The organism is Mycolicibacterium sp. XJ870, assembly GCF_053483975.1.
Genome location: NZ_JBEFTI010000001.1, coordinates 2,181,495 through 2,200,469 on the forward strand (window position 1 = coordinate 2,181,495; position 18,975 = coordinate 2,200,469).

General features: G+C 66.6%; 20 protein-coding genes. 14 read left to right on the top strand and 6 right to left on the bottom strand.

The annotated features are described in order from the left end of the window. Positions 1-55 precede the first annotated feature (55 nt). The gene (locus ABQF30_RS10520) at positions 56-382 is read left to right on the top strand and encodes a YnfA family protein (protein ID WP_448463612.1); all 327 of its coding nucleotides are present in this window, start codon (positions 56-58) and stop codon (positions 380-382) included. Positions 383-387: 5 nt separating this feature from the next. On the opposite strand, the gene ABQF30_RS10525 is transcribed toward ABQF30_RS10520, so the two are convergent. The 3 genes from ABQF30_RS10525 to ABQF30_RS10535 all read right to left on the bottom strand — a co-directional run bounded on the left by ABQF30_RS10525 (position 388) and on the right by ABQF30_RS10535 (position 2,726). Then, positions 388-1,275, bottom strand: coding sequence for an SCO6745 family protein (locus ABQF30_RS10525; RefSeq protein WP_448463009.1), 888 nt, complete (start codon positions 1,273-1,275; stop codon positions 388-390). A 98-nt stretch (positions 1,276-1,373) separates the two neighbouring features. Continuing rightward, the gene (locus tag ABQF30_RS10530) at positions 1,374-1,868 is read right to left on the bottom strand and encodes an RDD family protein (protein ID WP_448463011.1); all 495 of its coding nucleotides are present in this window, start codon (positions 1,866-1,868) and stop codon (positions 1,374-1,376) included. A gap of 9 nt (positions 1,869-1,877) precedes the next feature. After that, positions 1,878-2,726 (bottom strand): DoxX family protein, encoded by an 849-nt coding sequence (locus ABQF30_RS10535; RefSeq protein ID WP_448463013.1) that lies wholly within the window; start codon positions 2,724-2,726, stop codon positions 1,878-1,880. A gap of 107 nt (positions 2,727-2,833) precedes the next feature. On the opposite strand from ABQF30_RS10535, the gene xylB reads away from it, so the two are divergent. Further along, positions 2,834-4,231: a xylulokinase gene (gene xylB / locus ABQF30_RS10540; RefSeq protein WP_448463015.1), complete on the top strand. Its 1,398-nt coding sequence runs from the start codon at positions 2,834-2,836 to the stop codon at positions 4,229-4,231. A 106-nt stretch (positions 4,232-4,337) separates the two neighbouring features. Continuing rightward, entirely contained in the window at positions 4,338-4,502 is a 165-nt protein-coding gene (locus ABQF30_RS10545; RefSeq protein ID WP_448463017.1) for a hypothetical protein, read from the top strand. A gap of 43 nt (positions 4,503-4,545) precedes the next feature. Here ABQF30_RS10545 and ABQF30_RS10550 read toward each other — a convergent pair whose 3' ends face one another. Continuing rightward, on the bottom strand, positions 4,546-4,776 hold the full coding sequence (locus ABQF30_RS10550) for a hypothetical protein (RefSeq protein ID WP_448463019.1): 231 nt from the start codon (positions 4,774-4,776) through the stop codon (positions 4,546-4,548). Between the two features lie 20 nt (positions 4,777-4,796). Between ABQF30_RS10550 and ABQF30_RS10555 the strand changes: the two genes are divergently transcribed. Beyond that, entirely contained in the window at positions 4,797-5,720 is a 924-nt protein-coding gene (locus tag ABQF30_RS10555) for a LysR family transcriptional regulator (protein ID WP_448463021.1), read from the top strand. Positions 5,721-5,724: 4 nt separating this feature from the next. Here ABQF30_RS10555 and ABQF30_RS10560 read toward each other — a convergent pair whose 3' ends face one another. Then, on the bottom strand, positions 5,725-6,513 hold the full coding sequence (locus ABQF30_RS10560) for a cutinase family protein (protein ID WP_448463023.1): 789 nt from the start codon (positions 6,511-6,513) through the stop codon (positions 5,725-5,727). A gap of 164 nt (positions 6,514-6,677) precedes the next feature. Between ABQF30_RS10560 and ABQF30_RS10565 the strand changes: the two genes are divergently transcribed. Together ABQF30_RS10565 and ABQF30_RS10570 are read left to right on the top strand one after the other, a co-directional pair. Next, the gene (locus ABQF30_RS10565) at positions 6,678-7,496 is read left to right on the top strand and encodes an acyl-CoA thioesterase domain-containing protein (RefSeq protein ID WP_448463025.1); all 819 of its coding nucleotides are present in this window, start codon (positions 6,678-6,680) and stop codon (positions 7,494-7,496) included. Positions 7,497-7,522: 26 nt separating this feature from the next. Continuing rightward, on the top strand, positions 7,523-8,995 hold the full coding sequence (locus ABQF30_RS10570; protein WP_448463027.1) for an FGGY-family carbohydrate kinase: 1,473 nt from the start codon (positions 7,523-7,525) through the stop codon (positions 8,993-8,995). Positions 8,996-8,999: 4 nt separating this feature from the next. On the opposite strand, the gene ABQF30_RS10575 is transcribed toward ABQF30_RS10570, so the two are convergent. Next, positions 9,000-10,022 carry a sugar-binding transcriptional regulator gene (locus ABQF30_RS10575; protein WP_448463029.1) on the bottom strand — a complete coding sequence of 341 codons (1,023 nt, stop codon included), beginning with the start codon at positions 10,020-10,022 and terminating at the stop codon, positions 9,000-9,002. A gap of 117 nt (positions 10,023-10,139) precedes the next feature. Here ABQF30_RS10575 and eltD point away from each other — a divergent pair, with 117 nt between their 5' ends. Genes eltD through derI1 form a run of 8 tightly spaced genes read left to right on the top strand, consistent with a single transcriptional unit; the run spans position 10,140 to position 18,966 of the window. Beyond that, the gene (gene eltD / locus ABQF30_RS10580) at positions 10,140-11,228 is read left to right on the top strand and encodes an erythritol/L-threitol dehyrogenase (protein ID WP_448463031.1); all 1,089 of its coding nucleotides are present in this window, start codon (positions 10,140-10,142) and stop codon (positions 11,226-11,228) included. 15 nt (positions 11,229-11,243) lie between these two features. Further along, on the top strand, positions 11,244-12,665 hold the full coding sequence (locus tag ABQF30_RS10585) for an ABC transporter substrate-binding protein (RefSeq protein WP_448463033.1): 1,422 nt from the start codon (positions 11,244-11,246) through the stop codon (positions 12,663-12,665). A gap of 12 nt (positions 12,666-12,677) precedes the next feature. Continuing rightward, on the top strand, positions 12,678-13,634 hold the full coding sequence (locus ABQF30_RS10590) for a carbohydrate ABC transporter permease (RefSeq protein ID WP_448463035.1): 957 nt from the start codon (positions 12,678-12,680) through the stop codon (positions 13,632-13,634). Between the two features lie 20 nt (positions 13,635-13,654). Continuing rightward, positions 13,655-14,527: a carbohydrate ABC transporter permease gene (locus ABQF30_RS10595; RefSeq protein WP_448463614.1), complete on the top strand. Its 873-nt coding sequence runs from the start codon at positions 13,655-13,657 to the stop codon at positions 14,525-14,527. Further along, positions 14,527-15,639 (top strand): ABC transporter ATP-binding protein, encoded by a 1,113-nt coding sequence (locus ABQF30_RS10600; RefSeq protein WP_448463037.1) that lies wholly within the window; start codon positions 14,527-14,529, stop codon positions 15,637-15,639. The genes ABQF30_RS10595 and ABQF30_RS10600 overlap by 1 nt, the downstream gene beginning before the upstream one ends. After that, positions 15,636-16,766, top strand: a complete 1,131-nt coding sequence (locus ABQF30_RS10605) for an ABC transporter ATP-binding protein (RefSeq protein ID WP_448463039.1) — start codon at positions 15,636-15,638, stop codon at positions 16,764-16,766. The genes ABQF30_RS10600 and ABQF30_RS10605 overlap by 4 nt, the downstream gene beginning before the upstream one ends. Continuing rightward, entirely contained in the window at positions 16,763-18,505 is a 1,743-nt protein-coding gene (gene derK / locus ABQF30_RS10610) for a D-erythrulose 4-kinase (protein WP_448463041.1), read from the top strand. Before ABQF30_RS10605 ends, derK begins: the two co-directional genes overlap by 4 nt. Continuing rightward, positions 18,505-18,966 (top strand): D-erythrulose 4-phosphate isomerase DerI1, encoded by a 462-nt coding sequence (derI1, locus tag ABQF30_RS10615; RefSeq protein WP_448463043.1) that lies wholly within the window; start codon positions 18,505-18,507, stop codon positions 18,964-18,966. Before derK ends, derI1 begins: the two co-directional genes overlap by 1 nt. The last annotated feature ends 9 nt before the right edge of the window (positions 18,967-18,975 follow it).

Genomic DNA, 18,975 nt, shown 5'->3' on the forward strand with positions numbered 1-18,975 from the left:
GACACGCCGCACAAACTCCGACATTTGCGCACACTCACGGCAGGCTGGGGTGGTGATGGTCTTCAAGTCGATCTTGCTGTTCGTACTGGCGGCGGTGCTGGAGATCGGTGGGGCCTGGCTGGTGTGGCAGGGCGTCCGGGAGCATCGCGGCTGGCTGTGGGTCGGCGCGGGCGTGATCGCCCTCGGCGCGTACGGCTTCGTGGCGGCATTCCAGCCCGACGCCCACTTCGGCCGGGTGCTGGCCGCCTACGGCGGCGTGTTCATCGCCGGATCGCTGCTGTGGGGCATGGTTGCCGACGGTTTCCGGCCCGATCGCTGGGACATCGTCGGGGCGCTGGTGGCCCTGGCGGGGGTCGCGGTGATCATGTACACCCCGCGCTGACCTGGTCAACCCAACCGTGCGCTCTCGTCGTCGAGGTCGTTCCGGCTCAGGCCCATCGGCGTGGCGGCCGGGACATCGCCGGCCGCCACCACCTGCCGGGTGATCGGAGTCAACGCCTTGAACAGCGCCTCCACCTCATCGTCGGTCAATGGGTCAAGGACTGAGAGAGCGAGCTCGTCCGTGCGATCCTCGATGCTCTGCTTGATCCGGTGGCCGGCGTCGGTGAGCTCGCCGTGCGGGTCCAGCCAGCCGCGCCGGCGTAACTGCTCGGCATAGCGGGCCCATTGCTCGTCGTCGTAGTCGCGGCTGCGCATGATCATCTCTCGGGGAACCCGGCCCGCCGCCGCGTGCAGCACGTTGCATACCCGGCCGCTGATCCCCTCGGCGGCCAGAACCGCGACATGGGTGTCACCACGGTGTTCACGCAACAGGGTCACGGCGTGCCACAGCCTCGCGATCGGTTCCTCCGGCCACTCAAGTGCCAGGTTGGCGGCGTACAGCGGCCGGCCATCGAGCGGGGCGTCACGTGCCGCCCTGCCGGCAAGCTCGGCAGCGGTCCGGGTGGCATCGGAGTCGGTAACCCCGCACCGGCGTAAGGCCGCCACCGCCGATTCCAGGCGCACCGGCAAAACCGTTGATGGCGAAGCGATGTCCCACGCTGCGGGCAGCGCCTTGGCCACCCGCTCGGCAGTGAAGTTGTAGAACATCGCCGCGACGACCGGCGCCGGGACCACGCCCAGTGGGGCCGACCGCGCAGCGAAGTACCCCATCCAGAACCCGCGGTAGCCCAGCGAGTCGAGGGCGGCACGGGATTCCGGCGCGAAATATGTGACGGCGTGTACCGGTTCAAGGCGGTCGAAGAAGCGACGCGCTACCGATGGTGAGCGACCCACCCTGTCAGTTAACCATCGGCGCAATAACCACGCGAGCAGACAGAGAATCGCCCAATAGGGGTGCGAATTGGGCGATTCTGCGTCTGCTCGGCCGAGAACTAAGCGCGGACCACCTGGGTGCCACCGGCAAGCTCGTCGTGCTTGCCTTGCTTGGTCGGGCTGCCGCTGACGGTCACCGCGATCACGATCATGGCGACGACCGCGAGGAACCCGCCGACGAACGGAATGATCGTCAGGATCGTGAACGCGTTGCGGATCGCGGATTGCGCGAGCGTCGGCTTCGGCGCGCCGGCCGGTCCGCGTACCGAAAGGCCGAGCATCTTCTTGGCGGGCGTCCAGCCCTGCGTGGTCTCGAACAGCACGAAATACACGAACATCAGCAGGCCGGTGAACAGGCCCGTCACCCAGATGCTGGACAGCGAATCGGTGACGAAGCTCAGGAAGAACGCGATGATCCCAACAAGGATCCCGTCGATCACCCGGGCGAAGAACCGCCGTGCCAACCCCCCCGGCTGTTGCGCGCCGGACGGCGGCGGATACCAGCCCGGTTGACCGTATTGCCCTGGTTGCGATGCGTAGTCGCCAGTCGTCATACCACCAAACTACCGGCGGCGACGCTGTTTCACCTGGGTGCGCGCCACGTCTGCCAGCTCGCTCGCTCGACCCCGGGCCACGTCGGCGAGTTCGGGGGCCCGTTCACGAGTCACGTCGGCCAGTTCGATGCCGCGTTCGCGGGCCACGTCGGCCCATTCGGTCCCGCGTTCACGCGCCACCTCGGCCAATGCAGCGCCACGTTCGCGGGCCGCTTCGGCCAGCTCGGGCGCATGTTCGCGGGCCACGTGCGCAAGTTCGGTGGCGCGTCCACGGGCCACCTCGGCGAGTTCGCGGCCCCGTTCCGCACCGACCGTGAGGCCGTGGCCGAGCTTTTCGGCGACGGCGCTATCGGTGAGCGAGTCGCCGGCGGCGGCCCCGACCGGCAGCGCCGCCGCAACGGATGCGGTCACCTGCTGGGCGGCCCGACGGCCGCGCCAGGCCAGCGAGGGCTTGCCCGCGGTGTCGGCCGCGGCGATGATCAGCCCGCCGATGAGGCTCACGTCAGTGAGGAATGCCCGACGCTCGTCAGCCGCGCGCTGCGGGTCGGTTTCCTTCCAGAAGGTGTGTGAACCAAGGCTGCCGGGAATCACGCTCAGGGCCAGCGCAGCCGAGGTCAGCCGGGGCAACCGACCGGCGGCGAGCAACAGTCCCCCCGCGACCTGGACCACCCCGTTGACCCGGGCCACCGTTTCGGCGTTGGTCGGGACGTTGGGGCCGACGGGACCGGGAAGCGTGCTCAACATGCCCAGGGTGGGTCGGGCCGCGTCAGCGGCGGGTTTCGGGCTGCGCAGCGCGTCCACGCCACGCGCGATAAAGGTGGCCGACAACATGGGTCGCGCAATTCTTCTGATCAACATGGCGTAGGGGTTCCCCGGCAGCCCAACTGCAAACCTCGCTACGGCAGCAACTCACGCAGCCGGGCTGCGCAGGCCGGGAAGCATCGGATGGGAGTAGCTTCGCAGGCGTGGCTCTTGTTGCTGGCATCGACTCATCCACCCAGTCGTGCAAGATCGTCGTCTGCGACGCTGACGACGGCACCGTCGTGCGCGCGGCCTCCTCGCCGCATCCCGGCGGAACCGAGGTCGATCCGCACCGGTGGTGGGACGCCCTGCAGAGCACCGTGAGTGCCGTCGGCGGGTTGGACGATGTGGACGCGGTATCGGTGGGTGCCCAGCAACACGGCATGGTCTGCCTGGACGAGTCGGGCGCCGTCGTACGAGATGCGTTGCTGTGGAACGACACCCGCTCCGCTTCGAGCGCGACCGATCTGATCGCCGAACTCGGCGGCGCGGCCGAATGGGCAAGTGCGATCGGCGTGGTGCCGGTGGCCTCGATCACCGCCACCAAGCTGCGCTGGCTGGCTGACACGGAGCCGACGAACGCCGACGCCACCGCTGCGGTGTGCCTGCCCCACGACTGGCTCAGCTGGCGGTTGTCCGGTTCGACCGACCTCGCCGATCTGCGCACCGACCGCAGCGATGCCAGCGGAACCGGGTATTTCTCGGCGGAGACGGGCAGCTACCGGACGGACCTGCTGAAACTGGCGATGCGCGGAAGGCAGCCGATGTTGCCGACGGTGCTCGGACCGTACGACAGCGCCGGCCGGCTCCCGAGCGGCGCGATCCTGGGTCCCGGTGCGGGGGACAACGCGGCAGCCGCGTTGGGTCTGGGCGCGGGCCCCGGCGATTGCATCGTCTCGCTCGGGACATCCGGCGTTGTCAGCGCGGTGGGCAACGTTGCGCCCCATGACGCGGAGGGGATCGTCGCGGGATTCGCCGACGCGACGGGCCGGCAACTGCCGCTGGTCTGCACGCTCAACGGGGCGCCGGTGCTGGCCGCTACGGCCGCGATGTTGCGCGTCGACTTCGACGAGTTCGACCGGCTGGCGCTGTCCGCCCCGCCTGGGGCCGAAGGCCTGACACTGGTGCCGTACCTGGAAGGTGAGCGCTCACCCAATCTGCCGCAGGCGCGCGGGGCGCTGCACGGTGTCACCGCTCGGAACTTCAACTCTGCCAACATGGCTCGGGCCGGGGTGGAGGGCCTACTGGCATCGATGGCGTACTGCATCGACAAGATCGTGGGTTACGGCGTCGACATCGAACGGATCATCCTGGTCGGCGGCGGAGCGCGTTCAGAAGCTGTCCGCCGCATCGCCCCGGCGATCTTGGGCCGTCCGGTGGACGTGCCACCGCCGGGCGAGTTTGTCGCGCTCGGCGCTGCCCGGCAGGCGGCCTGGACGTTGACGCAACAGGATTCGCCGCCGTCGTGGACACCCGGCCTGGTCACCCCCTATACCGCGGATCCGACCCCGCACGTGCTCGAGCAGTACCTTGCGGCACAGCCGCTGACGCTGGGGCAGTGAACTACGACTGGGAGAATCTGGGGGACGCACAACCACTTTGATCACTTCCTCGGCTCAGCGGGCTTCCCCGACGCCGAAATGTACTGGGCGAGGAGTCCGGTATCCGGTGATCGATGCGGCATCGGACGTCACCGCCTGGCCGGGCACATTGGATTCAGTGCTGGCCGTCGCCGGACCCGATGCCATCCTCGTACCCGGCCACGGCGCGCTCGTCGACCGGGAATTCGTGCGGCGCCAACAACAGTGGTTGCGGCAGGACAAAGTCAAGTAGTCGACTACGCATGTATTCGGCTTGGCAGGCCTCGACACTGGACTCAGCCAGCATTCACCCGGTCCACTCGAGGAGCCACGATGACGCCACCGGCCACAGGCGAGGCGCTCCGTCCCGACAGTGCCAAGGGGATGTCGTCGACCTGCTTCCAGAACTGCAGTCCGATCCGCAGCCGCTGTCCCGGGCCGGCAGCCCAACTGTCGTGGACGGAGGACGGCTGCTGGACCGCGGTTTGCCGGCGCACCGCCGGGTAGGGGACTGTTCGGCGGCTCATGACTGTGAACAATGGGGCGTGTGGATACCCGGCGGCTGCGTTTGTTGTTGGCTCTCTCGCGACTGGGCTCGATGCGGGCCGTGGCGGATGCGTTCTCGTTGACCACCTCGACGGTGTCGCAGCAATTGGCCGCGCTGGCCAAGGAGACGGACACTCAGCTGATCGAACCCGACGGTCGCCGGGTGCGGCTTACCCCGGCCGGTCAACGGCTGGCAGACCATGCGGTCACCATTCTCGCAGCGGTGGATGCGGCCCGGCTGGACCTCGATCCCGACGCCGAACCCGCAGGCACGCTACGAGTGGGCGGGTTCGCCACCGGCATCCGGGTCTCACTCCTTCCGATACTTCACGACCTGGCGCACACCCATCCGAAGGTTGACGTGGTGATCAGCGAGTACGAGCCGATCGAGGCGTTCGAGCTTTTGGTGAACGATGATCTGGATCTCGCGCTGACGTACGAATACGACTTGGCGCCCGCCTCACCGGATGCCGTGCTCGAGGCCTTCGGGTTGTGGTCGACGCCATGGGGATTGGGGGTGCCCGCCGATGACCCCAACACCGTCGCGGACGTCACGACCTACTCCGACCGATCGTGGATCATCAACTCGCGCAACACTGCTGACGAAGACGCCGTCCGCACATTGGCGTCGCTGGCCGGCTTCACACCGCACATCGCCCATCAGATCGACAGCTTGGATCTAGTGGAGGACCTGATCTTTGCCGGATACGGGGTGGGACTGCTGCCCACCATGCGGCCGGCTCGCGATGGTGTGAAAGTTCTCCCATTGTCGGATCCGCGCGTGGTCATGACGGCATTCGCGATTACCCGACGCGGTCGTTCCACCTGGCCGCCGCTGCGTCTGGTGCTCGACAGGCTGCGGCCCCAACGTGGCAGGCCGCTACCGCTGAAGGGTTGGCCCCGCCCCACCGCGGCTCGTGATTGATACGTCAGGCGGCGGACGGCGGCTGTGTGACCGGGGCCACCGGGCCGGGAAGCGGCCCAGTCGGTGACGGCACATGTGGTGATGGTTCAGCCGGGGTCACGGCAAGCTGCAGGGGCGATGACGGCGGCGGAGTCACCGCAGGATCCGGCACCTCCGACGGCGCCGCCGGGTCCGCAGCATCCATGGCCCAGCTCGCCTGGAGTTGGCTCGCGGCGAACGTGGCGGCCTGATCGACCATGCCGGTATCGACGTACTGGGCGTGAACGGAGAAGCTCCTGCCGTCAGAATCGCAGACCAGGTCATTGTCCACGCACAGGTCGATGGTCTTGGCCACGTACTGAGGGCCGACTGCGACAGGCGGATTGTTGATCGCCCGCATGAACCGGGTCGACGGCTTGCCGAACAGGGCGACCGCCGCAATGTGGTCGCCGACGTCAGGCGGCATCGGGTCGGGCACGTCCATGGAAACCCCGTCGGGCACCGCATCCGCGGTGACGAACCCCGCGACTGCCGCCCCCTGCGAGAACCCGCCCAGCACCATCTTCGTTTCAGGACAGTTCGCCGCGGTGGCAAGAACCCGCGCCCTCGAGTCCCGGATACCGTCGACCGCGGTGGGGAAGTCGATGGTGGCGGGGTAGTTGACCGCATACACCTCGACCGACTTCGGGGCGAGCCGCGAGCGCAGCGACTCGACGAATGCCTGTCCCGTCGGGCCGACGCCCGGCATTTCGGTAGTGCCCCGAGCGAAAATCACCTCGGCGTCGGGACAGGGAGCTGCCTGCGCGGTCGGCATCGGCGCACTTTGCATCGCCCAAGTCGCAGCTGCCGCCGCGCCGATCAATCCAGCGATCCGGCGTGGCATCACCGATTCATGCTGACATACAGCCAGGCCGAGCGCGCGTCGAACGAAAGAGCCCGTGCAGAGGGAGTCGTCACCCTGTGTGCGACGATGCGCCAATGACGGAGCTTGCGGCGCATTTCACCCAGTCTGACCAGGATCGGTTCCTGCCGACCCGGTTCGCGCAGAGCCACTGGGGCGAAGACCATCTCAACGGCCCGGCATTGGTCGGGCTCGCGGCGCGGGCACTGGAATCGGCGTTCGGGCTGCCCGAGTTTCTCCCGGCCCGGCTGACCGTCGACCTGTTCAAGGCAGCCCGCGGGGTGCCGACGACGACGAAGGTGGGCTTGATCCGGGATGGTCGGCGGGTACGCAACTCGGAGTGCGAACTGGTCCAGGACGGCGTGACGGTTGTCCGGGCCACCCTGGTGCAGTACCGCCGGTCGTCGGCTCCGCGGGGCGAGGAATGGGTTACCGACGCCACGTTCGCACCGCCGGCCGACGTCGATTCGGATCTGATGACGTATATGGGCAGCGACGCGGTGGGGTGGAGCCGCGCCATCGCCGACCATCAGAACACCTCGCGCAAGCGGTTCATGAACCGGACCATCACTGTCGTGGAGGGCCGGCCGAACTCGCCGTTCGTGCGGGCGGCGATGGCCGCCGAGGGGACCAGTCTGGTAACCAATCTCGGAACCGGAGGAGTCGGCTACATCAACGGCGACGTCACGGTCGCATTGTCCCGATTGCCGATGGACGAATGGATCGGGGTACAGGCCGATTCGCATTGGGCAACCGACGGAATCGCCGTCGGTGCGTCCACCCTGTTCGACAGTGCAGGCGCATTCGGCACCGGCCTGGTCACGGCCGTCAGCAACCCCGATGTCCAGATCGACTTCGCCAACGATCCGTTTCCGGAGCGCAGTGGACCGAGGTGACCGCCGCGGGTCGTAGGGTTGGCGACGTGGAATTGCTGCTCGGAATCGACATCGGGACAGGCAGCACCAAGGGTGTCCTGGTCGATGCGTCGGGGTCGGTCATCGCCACCGAAACCGTCCCGCATTCGATGGACCTACCCCGGCCCGGCTGGGCTGAGGTGGACGCGCAGAACCTGTGGTGGCGCGAGGTTTGCCAGATCAGCTCGGCGCTGATGGCGCGGATGCCGAGCGGGGGCTCGCTCGCCGGGATGTGTGTCAGCGGCGTGGGCCCCTGCCTGGTGCTGTGCGACGACGACCTGCGGCCACTGCGGCCCGCCATCCTCTACGGCGTCGACACCAGGGCGTCAGCCGAGATCGAGGCACTGACCGCGGAGCTCGGTGAAGCGAACATCCTGGAGCGGGCAGGCACCCTCCTGTCGAGTCAGGCGGTGGGCCCCAAGCTGGAGTGGGTGCGCAGGCACGAGCCCGAAGTGTTCGAACGCGCCACCGGCTGGTACGGGTCGAATTCCTACATCGCCGCGAAGCTCACCGGTGAGTATCTGATGGACCACCACACCGCCAGCCAGTGCGACCCGCTCTACGCCACGCGCGAATTCGACTGGAATATGTCTTGGGCGCAACGGATCTGCGGCCATCTTCCGCTACCGCGGCTGGTGTGGCCGAGCGATGTGGTCGGTACGGTGACGCCGCAGGCGGCCGACGCGACAGGCGTCCCGGTCGGTACCCCGGTGTCGGCAGGCACCGTCGACGCCTATTCGGAGGCGTTCTCGGTCGGGGTGCGTCGCCCGGGTGATCAGATGCTGATGTACGGATCGACGATGTTCCTGGTCCAGGTCATCGACGAGTATCACAGCGATCCGGCGTTGTGGACGACTGCCGGCGTGGAACACGACACTTTGGCGCTGGCCGCGGGCACCGCGACGGCAGGCAGCCTGATCGGCTGGCTGCAGACCGTCACCGGCGGTGCGTCGTTCGACGAACTGATGGCCGAGGCAAGCGACGTGCCGCCCGGTAGCGAAGGGCTGCTGGTGCTGCCGTACCTCGCGGGGGAGCGCACGCCGGTGTTCGATCCGCACGCGCGTGGCGTGGTGGCCGGGCTGACCCTGCGGCACGGCCGCGGGCATCTGTTCCGTGCGGCGTACGAAGGAATCTCGTTCGGTATCCGCCAGATTCTGGAGCGCTTCGACGACGCGCATTCGGCGACCAGGACCGTCGCGGTGGGTGGTGGTCTGCGCAGCCCGATCTGGGCGCAGGCGCTCAGTGACATCACCGGCCGTCCGCAGCTGGTGCCCGCGCAAGGGATCGGGGCCAGCTACGGCGATGCCCTACTGGCGGCGATCGGCGTGGGATTGGTTCCGCCCGATACCGATTGGGCAAAGATCGCCACGGAGATCAAACCGGATGCCCGATACCGCGGGCTCTACGACGACCTGTACGGCACCTGGCAGGAGTTGTACCCGGCGACGCGGGACCAGGTGCACCGGCTCGCCGGACATTAAAGCGTCAGGCCGACTCCGTGGCTTCGAGGATGGCCGCAGCCGTTGCCGGGTCCGTCACCAGCTGGTTGAAGTACCCGCCGCGTGCCCCGGCGATGATGGAATCCACTTTGTCCCTGCCGATGGCCACCGCGATGGTGACCGGAATATGGCGCAGCGCTTCGAGTTCCACCGCGATGAGCCGGTCGCTGCCCTCGAACGCGACGGCTTCCCCGGTTCGGTCGTAGAAGCGCGAGCACACATCGCCGACCGCCGCCCGCAGCGAATTGGACCCGGTGGGCACGAACTGGGGAATGTCGGAGCGCATGAGCGGTGGTGCGCCGACGCCCATCAGTGCACACCGCGCGCGGGGCCACAGATGCAGCACCCGCTGAATCGTCGGATCGTTGATCAGCGACGGGTAGAGATCAGGTCCGGGAAGTGCAGGGGCGAAGAGGTAATTGGGTCGGCCGTTGACCCGGTTGGCGACCAGGCGCGTGATCTCGTTGGTCTGATACCACTCTTCGGGCTGGTCGTTGCCCCCGACTGTGGGGGCCACCAGCACCCCGGGCAGGCTGACGAGTTCGTACTGCGCAACCTCGTACACCGTGCGGCCAGACGACACCAACAGCACGTCGCCCGGCAGTAGCTCGGCCGCCGCGAGGGCTCGACCGACCGCTGGTGCGAGCACGCCGCCCATCACATCCAGGTGTGTTCGGCCCGGGCCCGGGTGAGGTATGGGATGGCTCAGGAAGACCCTGTTCAACGACAGCGCACGAGTTAGCTGTGTGGCGATGTCTCCCGAGCCGAGCTCGTCGGGAGGTACCACTTCGATGCGAACGATGCCACGCCGTTTCGCCTCTGCGAGAAGCCGGCTGACAGTCGCGCGACTCGTCCCGAGTTGGGCTGCAACATCGGCCTGAGTGGCTTCCTCTGTGTAGTAAAGCTTTGCTGCGGCGTACAGAAGGGGGGCCGGGAAGTGGCCGGATTCGGCGTCGGGCGGCTGGCCGTCGACGCCGGCCGAGGGTGTTGGCTGGACGGACCGGGGCACGCCACTGAGTATTGCACTGAACATCTGTTCTTGGTCAAGATTTCCTGAACAGATGTTCTGGACATATGTGCACCGCTTGGTTAGTGTGACTGCAACCACAGCGCGAAAGGTGTGCAGATGTCCGGTCAGATCCCAGAGAAAATGCAGGCAGTGGTGTGTCATGGCCCGCACGACTACAGACTGGAAGAGGTCGCGGTCCCGCAGCGCGGCCCCGGTGAGGCGCTCATCCGTGTCGAAGCGGTCGGCATCTGCGCCAGCGACTTGAAGTGTTACCACGGTGCCGCGAAGTTCTGGGGCGACGAGAACCGGCCGGCCTGGGCCGAGACCATGGTCATCCCCGGCCACGAGTTCGCGGGCCGCGTGGTCGACCTCGACGACGAAGCCGCTCAGCGATGGGGTATCGCGGTCGGAGACCGGGTGGTGTCCGAGCAGATCGTGCCGTGCTGGGAATGCCGGTTCTGTAAGCGCGGTCAGTACCACATGTGCCAGCCGCACGATCTCTACGGCTTCAAGCGGCGCACGCCCGGCGCGATGGCCAGCTACATGGTGTATCCGGTAGAAGCGCTGGTGCACAAGGTGTCCGGAGACATCGCCCCCGCCCACGCGGCCTTCGCCGAACCACTCTCGTGCGCCCTGCACGCCGTCGAGCGCGCGCAGATCACGTTCGAGGACACCGTGGTGGTGGCGGGCTGCGGCCCGATCGGCCTCGGTATGGTCGCCGGCGCCAAGTCCAAGAACCCCATGCGCGTGATCGCGCTGGACATGGCTCCCGAGAAGCTCAAGCTGGCCGAAAAATGCGGCGCCGATCTGACGATCAACATCGCCGAGCAAGATGCGGAGGCGATCGTCAAGGAGCTCACCGAGGGCTACGGCGCGGATGTCTACCTCGAGGGCACCGGCCACACCTCGGCGGTGCCGCAGGGCCTGAACCTGCTGCGCAAGCTCGGCCGCTACGTGGAGTACGGCGTTTTCGGCAGCGACGTGACCGTCGACTGGAGCATCATCAGCGACGACAAGGAACTAGATGTCCTGGGTGCGCACCTGGGCCCGTACTGCTGGCCGGCCGCGATCAAGATGATCGAATCCGGCGTTCTGCCGATGGATGAGATCTGCACACACCAGTTGCCGCTCACCGAATTCCAGAAAGGCCTGGACCTCGTGGCCAGTGGAAAGGAATCGGTCAAAGTCTCCCTGATCCCAGCGTAACGAAGGCAACTGCAAATGACGCGAGAAGTTACCGGCCGGCCGCTGTCGCGGCGAAACATGTTGGCGGCCATGGGCCTGGCCGGCGCAGCGGCCGTGGGAGTACCGCTGCTCAGCTCCTGCGGAGTGGGCGGCCGGATATCGGCGCCGAACGGCGCATCGGATGTGACGGGTGGTTTCGACTGGAAGAAGGCGGCCGGGTCGACCATCAACATCCTGCAGACCCCGCACCCCTATCAGCTGTCGTATCAGCCACTGCTGCAGGAATTCACCGAGTTGACAGGCATCACCGTCAACGTCGATCTGGTGCCGGAGGCGGATTACTTCACCAAGCTCAACACCGAATTGGCCGGCGGCACCGGCAAACACGATGCGTTCATGCTCGGCGCCTACTTCATCTGGCAGTACGGGCCGCCCGGGTGGATCGAGGATCTCGGTCCGTGGCTGCAGAACTCGGCCGCCACCGGACCCGATTACGACTTCGAGGACATCTTCGAGGGCCTGCGCACCTCCACCCGCTGGGACTTCCAGTTGGGCAATCCGCTGGGCACCGGCGGACAGTGGGCGATCCCGTGGGGATTCGAGAACAACGTGGTGGCCTACAACAAGAAGTACTTCGACGATCACGGCATCACGAGGCTGCCGGACAACTTCGACGATTTCATCCAGTTGGCCATCGATCTCACCGACCGGTCGCAGAACCGCTACGGCATCGCCACCCGCGGATCCAAGTCGTGGGCGACCATCCACCCCGGGTTCATGACCCAGTACGTGCGTGAGGGCGCGGTGGATTACACCTTCAACGGCTCGGAATTGGTCGCGGAGATGGCCGGCGACAAGGCCGTCGAGTACACCAAGAAGTGGATCGAGATGCAGCACAAGGCCGGCCCGACGTCGTGGACCACCTACGACTATCCGCAGGCCACCGGCGATCTCGGCGACGGCAAGGCGATGATGGTCTACGACGCCGACAGCGCCACGTACCCGAAGAACAAGCCGGGGGCCAGTGTTCAGGCCGGCAATCTCGGCTGGTACCCGGGCCCGGCCGGTCCGGACGGCAACTACAAGACCAATCTGTGGACGTGGACCTGGGCGATGAACTCCATGTCGAAGAACAAGCTGCCGGCGTGGTTGTTCATCCAGTGGGCCACCGGCAAGGAGTCGATGAGCCAGGCCGTCGAGGGCGGCCAGTACGCGAACCCCACCCGAAAGTCGGTGTTCGACACCACTTTCAAGCGGATCGCCGCCGACCAGTACGGGTACCTGGACACCTTCGAGACCGTCATCGAGTCGTCCAAGATCCAGTTCACCCCGCAGACGAAGTTCTTCGACACCACCAAAGACTGGGCGGTGGCGCTGCAGGACATCTACGGCGGCGACGACGCAGCCTCCCGGCTGCGCAGCCTGGCGAAGACCAACACCTCCAAGGTCAACCTGTAGGAACGGGCCACCATGACAACGCAGACATCCAAAGCGCCCGATACCGCCGCAGAACTCGGTGAGCCGGGTTCGGCGCGCACCCTTCCGGAGGTTCCGGCCTGGCGCCGCAAGTTGCGGCCCTACCTGTTGTCGATCCCGGCCTTGGTGATCGTCATCGGCATTCTGTACCCGTTCTTCGTGGGTGCCTATTACGCCTTCCTCAACTACGCGGCGGTCAACCCCGATCCACACTTCGTCTGGTTCGAGAACTTCAAATCCGTTCTCGGCGATCAGATCTTCTGGAAGAGCGTCCAGGTCACCGGAATCTTCGCCGTCGTGGCCACGGCGATCGAGACGGTCCTCGGCGTCGGCCTGGCGCTGCTGCTCAACCGGTCCTCGATTATCGGCAAGGTGTTCGAGAAGGTGTTGATCCTGCCGTTGATGATCGCGCCGGTCATCGCGGGCGTGATCTGGAAGCTGATGTTCAACCCGCAGTTCGGCATCCTCAATCACGTTCTCGGGCTGGGCAACACCTTCGACTGGTTGTCGTCCACCAATGCGCTGTGGTCGGTGATCCTGGTCGACCTGTGGATCTTCACCCCGTTCGTCGCGATCCTGGTGCTGGCCGGCATCCGCTCGCTGCCCAAGGAGCCGTTCGAGGCCTCCGAGGTCGATGGCGCCAGCTGGTTCTACATGTTCCGCAAGCTGATGCTGCCGATGCTGTGGCCCTACATCCTGGTGGCGGTCATCTTCCGGTTCATGGACAACCTCAAGGTGTTCGACCACATCTACGTGCTGACGGCGGGCGGTCCCGGTGTCGCCACCAGGACGCTGCAGATCGGTGCGTTCGAAGACTCCATCATCAACCTCGACTACTCCCGCGGCAGCACTTACATGCTGCTGCTCTGGATCATCGTGTTCATCACCGCGCGCTACTTGGTCAGCGTGCTGGGCAAGGCGCAGCGTCGAGCTGCCGGAGCGGAGTCGTAATAATGGCCCCCTTGAAAACACTGTTCAGCAGAACCGAGTTGGCTCCCGGGCAGAAGCGGCTGTCGATCGGATCGATCGCGGCCGACGTCGGAGTGATCTTCTGGTTCATCTTCTCGCTGTTCCCGATCTTCTGGATGCTGATGCTGGCCCTGAAGAACGCCGAACAGCAGACCACCACCTACTTCTCATTCAGCCCGACCTGGTCGAATTTCGCGACGGTGCTCTCCGACAAGGGCACTCAGATGACCAGTGTCGACTTCAAGGCCTCGCTGCTCACCAGCCTGCTGAATTGCGGTGGCGCGGTGATCGTGTCACTGGTCATCGGCATCCCGGCCGCCTACGCGGCCGGCCGCTGGCAGTACAAGGGCTCCAATGACCTGATGTTCCAGATGCTGTCGTTCCGGTTCGCGCCAGAACTGATGGTGATCGTGCCGCTGTTCGTGATCTACAACCAGATCGGCCTGTTCGACACCAAGGTCGGCATGATCTGGGTGCTGCAGCTCGTGACCATGCCGCTGGTGGTGTGGATCCTGCGGTCCTACTTCCAGGATCTGCCAGAGGATCTCGAGCAGGCAGCATTGTTGGACGGCTACACGCGACGGCGGGCCTTCGTGATGGTGGCGTTGCCGATCGTGCGACCCGGTATCGCCGCGGCTGCGCTGCTGGCGTTCATCTTCGCCTGGAACAACTACGTGTTCCCGCTGATTCTCGCCGACAGCAATGCCGGCACGGTGACAGTCGCGATCACCAAATTCCTCGGCGGCGGCGGGCAGGCGTACTACAACCTGACCGCTGCGGCCGCCATCATCGCCGCGTTACCACCGCTGATCCTGGCTTTGACCATCCAGCGGTACCTGGTGCGCGGCCTGTCGTTCGGGGCGGTGAAGGCCTGATGGCAACAGTATCGATTGCCGACGTGCACAAGTCTTTCGGCAAGACCAAGGCCGTCAACGGCCTGTCGGTGGATATCGCCGACGGTGAGTTCTTCGTCATCCTCGGCCCCAGTGGCGCGGGCAAGACCACCACGCTGAAGTCGGTGGCGGGACTGGTCGACATCGATGCCGGCTCGGTGCACATCGGCGGTACCGACGTCACTCGGGTGGAGCCGTACCACCGCAACGTCGCGATGGCCTTCGAGAGCTATGCGCTGTACCCCCAGAAGACCGTTGCAGAGAACCTGGCTTCGCCGCTGAAATCCGGTCGAACCGGCAAGTACACCGATGCCCAGCGCGCCGAGCGCATCGACCAGGTGACCACCACGCTGGGAATCAACCACCTGCAGAAGCGGTTTCCGCGTGAACTGTCCAACGGGCAGCGTCAGCGCGTCGCCCTGGGGCGGGTGCTCGTCCGCCCCGCCGACATCTATCTGCTCGACGAGCCGCTCAGCCATCTCGATGCCAAACTGCGCGCCGCGATGCGTGCCGAGCTCAAGCAGCTCGGCGCGATGAGCAACACCACTACGATCTACGTCACCCATGACTACCAGGAGGCACTCGCGCTCGGCGATCGCATCGCGGTGATGCGCGAAGGCAGACTGGTGCAGATCGGCACACCCGAGGAGATCTGGCGCAAGCCGGCGGACACCTTTGTCGCCAAAGCGCTTGGCCAGCCCGAGATCAACCTGCTCGACGGCGTCGTCGACGACGGCCGGATCCGGCTGGGTGACGGGTCGTTCGACGTCGTGATCCCGCCGGGCGTCGAATGCCAACGTGGCGACCGGGTCCGGGTGGGCCTGCGGCCATGCGACATCCATGTCACCGCCGGTCCGGGGTCGTTGCGCGGCAGCGTCTTGCTCGCCGAGCGGCTCGGCCGCAACGTCGAGCTGACCGTCAACATCGGCGGCACTCAACTGATCGTGCTGGCGTCAGGGCGGGAAGGCGTCGGCGAGGGTGCCGAGGTGACGATGTCTATCGCCGAATCCGACATCCACGTGTTCGCCGCGGGAGACGGCGACACCCCGAGATTGTCCGGGGCCGAGCATGGTTCATTGGAGGCAGCACAGTGACGACGACGGTTGCGGAAAAGAAGCAGGCGGGCACAGCGCAGAGCCTGACCCTGACCAAGCTCGTGAAAACGTACTCGTCACGGGGCCGGGAGAGCTTCCAGGCGGTCAAGGGCATCGACATGGCGATCGAGCCGGGCGAGCTGGTGGCGCTGCTGGGGCCATCCGGATGCGGGAAGACCACCACGCTTCGCATGATCGCCGGGCTCGAAACGGTGACCAGCGGCTCGATCCGCATCGGCGATCGCGAGGTGTCGCAACTACCTGCCGCCAAACGCGGTATCGGGGTGGGGTTCGAGAGCTATGCGTTGTACCCGCCGATGTCGGTGCGGGAGAATCTGCTGTACGGGTTGAAGGCCCGCAAGGTCAAAGGCGCCGAGGAGATGGTCGATTCCATCAGCCGCCGGCTGGAGATGGACGACATGCTCCAGCTTCGGCCGGCCGGATTGTCCAGTGGTCAGAAGCAGCGGGTTGCGCTGGCCCGTGCGTTGGTTCGCAATCCTCCGGTGCTCCTGCTCGACGAGCCGCTGAGCCATCTCGATGCGTCGGCCCGGCAACGCGTGCGTCGTGAACTCAAGGTGCTGCAACGCGAATTCGGGTACACGACCATCGTCGTGACCCACGATCAGGTGGAGGCACTGTCTCTGGCCGACCGGCTCGCGGTGATGGACGCCGGGGTGGTGCAGCAGTTCGGCACCCCCGACGAGGTGTTCGACGACCCGGCCAACCTGTTCGTCGCGCAATTCGTCGGAGAACCCCAGATCAACGTGCTGCCCGGGATCGCACGCGTCGACAACGGCCGGACCCGGGTCGAAATCGGCTCGGGCACAGGTTCACTCGACACTGTGGTCACCGGCGTCGCCGACGGCACCCGCGTCACAATCGGTATCCGCCCGCAGGACTGCGCGCTGGCCGCCGAGGGCAGTACGGGAATCCGGACCACCGTGGCGTACTTCGAGCACCTCCTTGAGTTCGGCCTGGCGACCAGCACGGTCGCCGGTGTGGAAGAAGGCATCGTGGTGCAGACTCCCGCTACGGAGGAGTACGAGCCTGAACAACAGGTCGTCGTGACGGCCCCGGCCGAACGCGTCTACCTGTTCGACGTCGATTCGGGGGAGCGGTTGCGATGACCAAGTTGTTCAATGATCCGGCGCGGTTCACCGAGGACATGCTCGTCGGATTCCTGGATGCCAACTCCCGCTACGTCAGTGGCGTCCCCGGTGGCGTGGTGCGGGCACACCGGACCCGGCCCGGCAAGGTCGCCGTCGTGATCGGCGGCGGATCGGGCCACTATCCGGCGTTCTGCGGCACGGTCGGGCCGGGCTTCGCCGACGGTGCGGTGGTCGGCAACATTTTCACGTCCCCCTCGGCGGAGGAAGCGGCCTCGGTCGCGCGGGCCGCGCACAGTGACGCCGGCGTCTTGCTCACCACCGGTAACTATGCCGGCGACGTGATGAACTTCGGACTGGCCGTCACGCAGTTGCGCAGCGAGGGCATCGACGCCCACTACTTCGCCGTCACCGACGACATTGCCAGCGCCGAACGTGGCCAGGAGGCCAAAAGACGCGGTATCGCAGGCGATTTCACCGTCTTCAAGTGCGCCAGCGCGGCGGCTGAAGAGGGCCTGGACATCGCCGGCGTGGTCCGGGTGGCTGAGGCGGCCAACGCCGCCACTCGCACGCTGGGTGTGGCGTTCGACGGCTGCACACTGCCCGGTGCGGACCATCCGCTGTTCACCGTGCCCGAGGGACACATGGGCCTGGGTTTGGGCATCCACGGTGAACCCGGTGTCGCCGACGAGGCCATGCCCACCGCCGCCGGCTTGGCCGCGACACTTGTCGACGGGGTGCTGAGGGACCGGCCGGATGCGCCGGAGAAGCGAATCGCCGTCATCCTCAACGGGCTTGGCCGCACCAAATACGAGGAACTCTTCGTGGTCTGGGGCGAGGTCGCCCGGCTGCTACGGGACCGCGGCTACACCGTGATCGATCCTGAGGTGGGTGAGCTGGTCACCAGCCTTGACATGGCCGGCTGCTCACTGACCGTGATGTGGCTCGACGACGAACTGGAGCGGTACTGGATGGCGCCCGCCGACACTCCGGCGTACAAGAAGGGCACCGCCGCCCAGCCGCAGTCGGGCCAGCTGCGCTCTGACGATGATGCTGAAACCGTCACGGCAACAACGCAGTTGGCGGAGCTGTCCGACGAGGACGGCCGCAAGGGCGCAAAGCTCGTGGCACGCGCATTGGACGCAATGGCCGATGCGCTGGCGGACGCCGAAGAAGAACTCGGCCGCATCGACGCGATCGCCGGGGACGGCGACCACGGACGCGGCATGGTCAAGGGCTCCTCGGCGGCACGCGAAGCCGCCGCCGCCGCGGTCAGCGAAGGTGCCGGGCAAGGTTCGGTATTGACCGCGGCCGGAAAAGCCTGGGCTGCCAAGGCCGGCGGCACGTCCGGTGTGCTGTGGGGCGCGCTGCTCAGTGCGCTCGGTGGCCGACTGGGGGACACCGGTCGGCCCGCCGGGGCTGACATCGCGGCCGGGATGCGCGACGGATACGACGCGCTGGTCCGGCTGGGTGGGGCCGCTCCGGGGGACAAGACCATGCTCGACGCGCTGCTGCCGTTCGTCGAGGACCTCGAGCGCCGCGTCGCCGACGGGCAACGGTGGCAGGACAGTTGGCGCGCAGCGGCCGACGTGGCGACCACCGCGGCGCGCGAAACAGCGCAGCTACGACCGAAAGTCGGGCGAGCCAGACCGCTCGCCGAGCGCAGCGTCGGTACCGCCGACGCCGGCGCCACCTCACTGGCGCTCTGCGCGCGCACCGTCGCCGGCTGCTTCACTCTCACTGCACAAGGAGACAACTGATGCCGCTCAGAATCGTCGTCGGCTCTGACGACGCCGGATACGAATACAAGGAAGCGCTCAAGGGCGATCTCGCGGCCGACGACAGGGTGGCCGAGGTCATCGACGTGGGTGTGGGCGCCGACGAGGACACCGCCTATCCGCATGTCGCGGTGGCCGCGGCGCGCCTGGTCGCCGATGGAAAGGCCGACCGGGCGCTGCTGGTCTGCGGAACCGGTCTGGGCGTGGCGATCAGTGCCAACAAGGTGCCCGGCATCCGTGCCGTCACTGCCCACGACAGTTTCTCGGTGGAACGATCTGTGTTGTCCAACAACGCACAGGTGCTGTGCTTCGGGCAACGGGTCGTGGGCCTGGAGTTGGCGCGCCGGCTGGCACGCGACTGGCTGGGCTACGAGTTCGACCCGGCCAGCAAGTCGGCGGACAAGGTCGAGGCCATCTGCGGGTACGAACCAACGGGGCAGTAACCCGCTGAT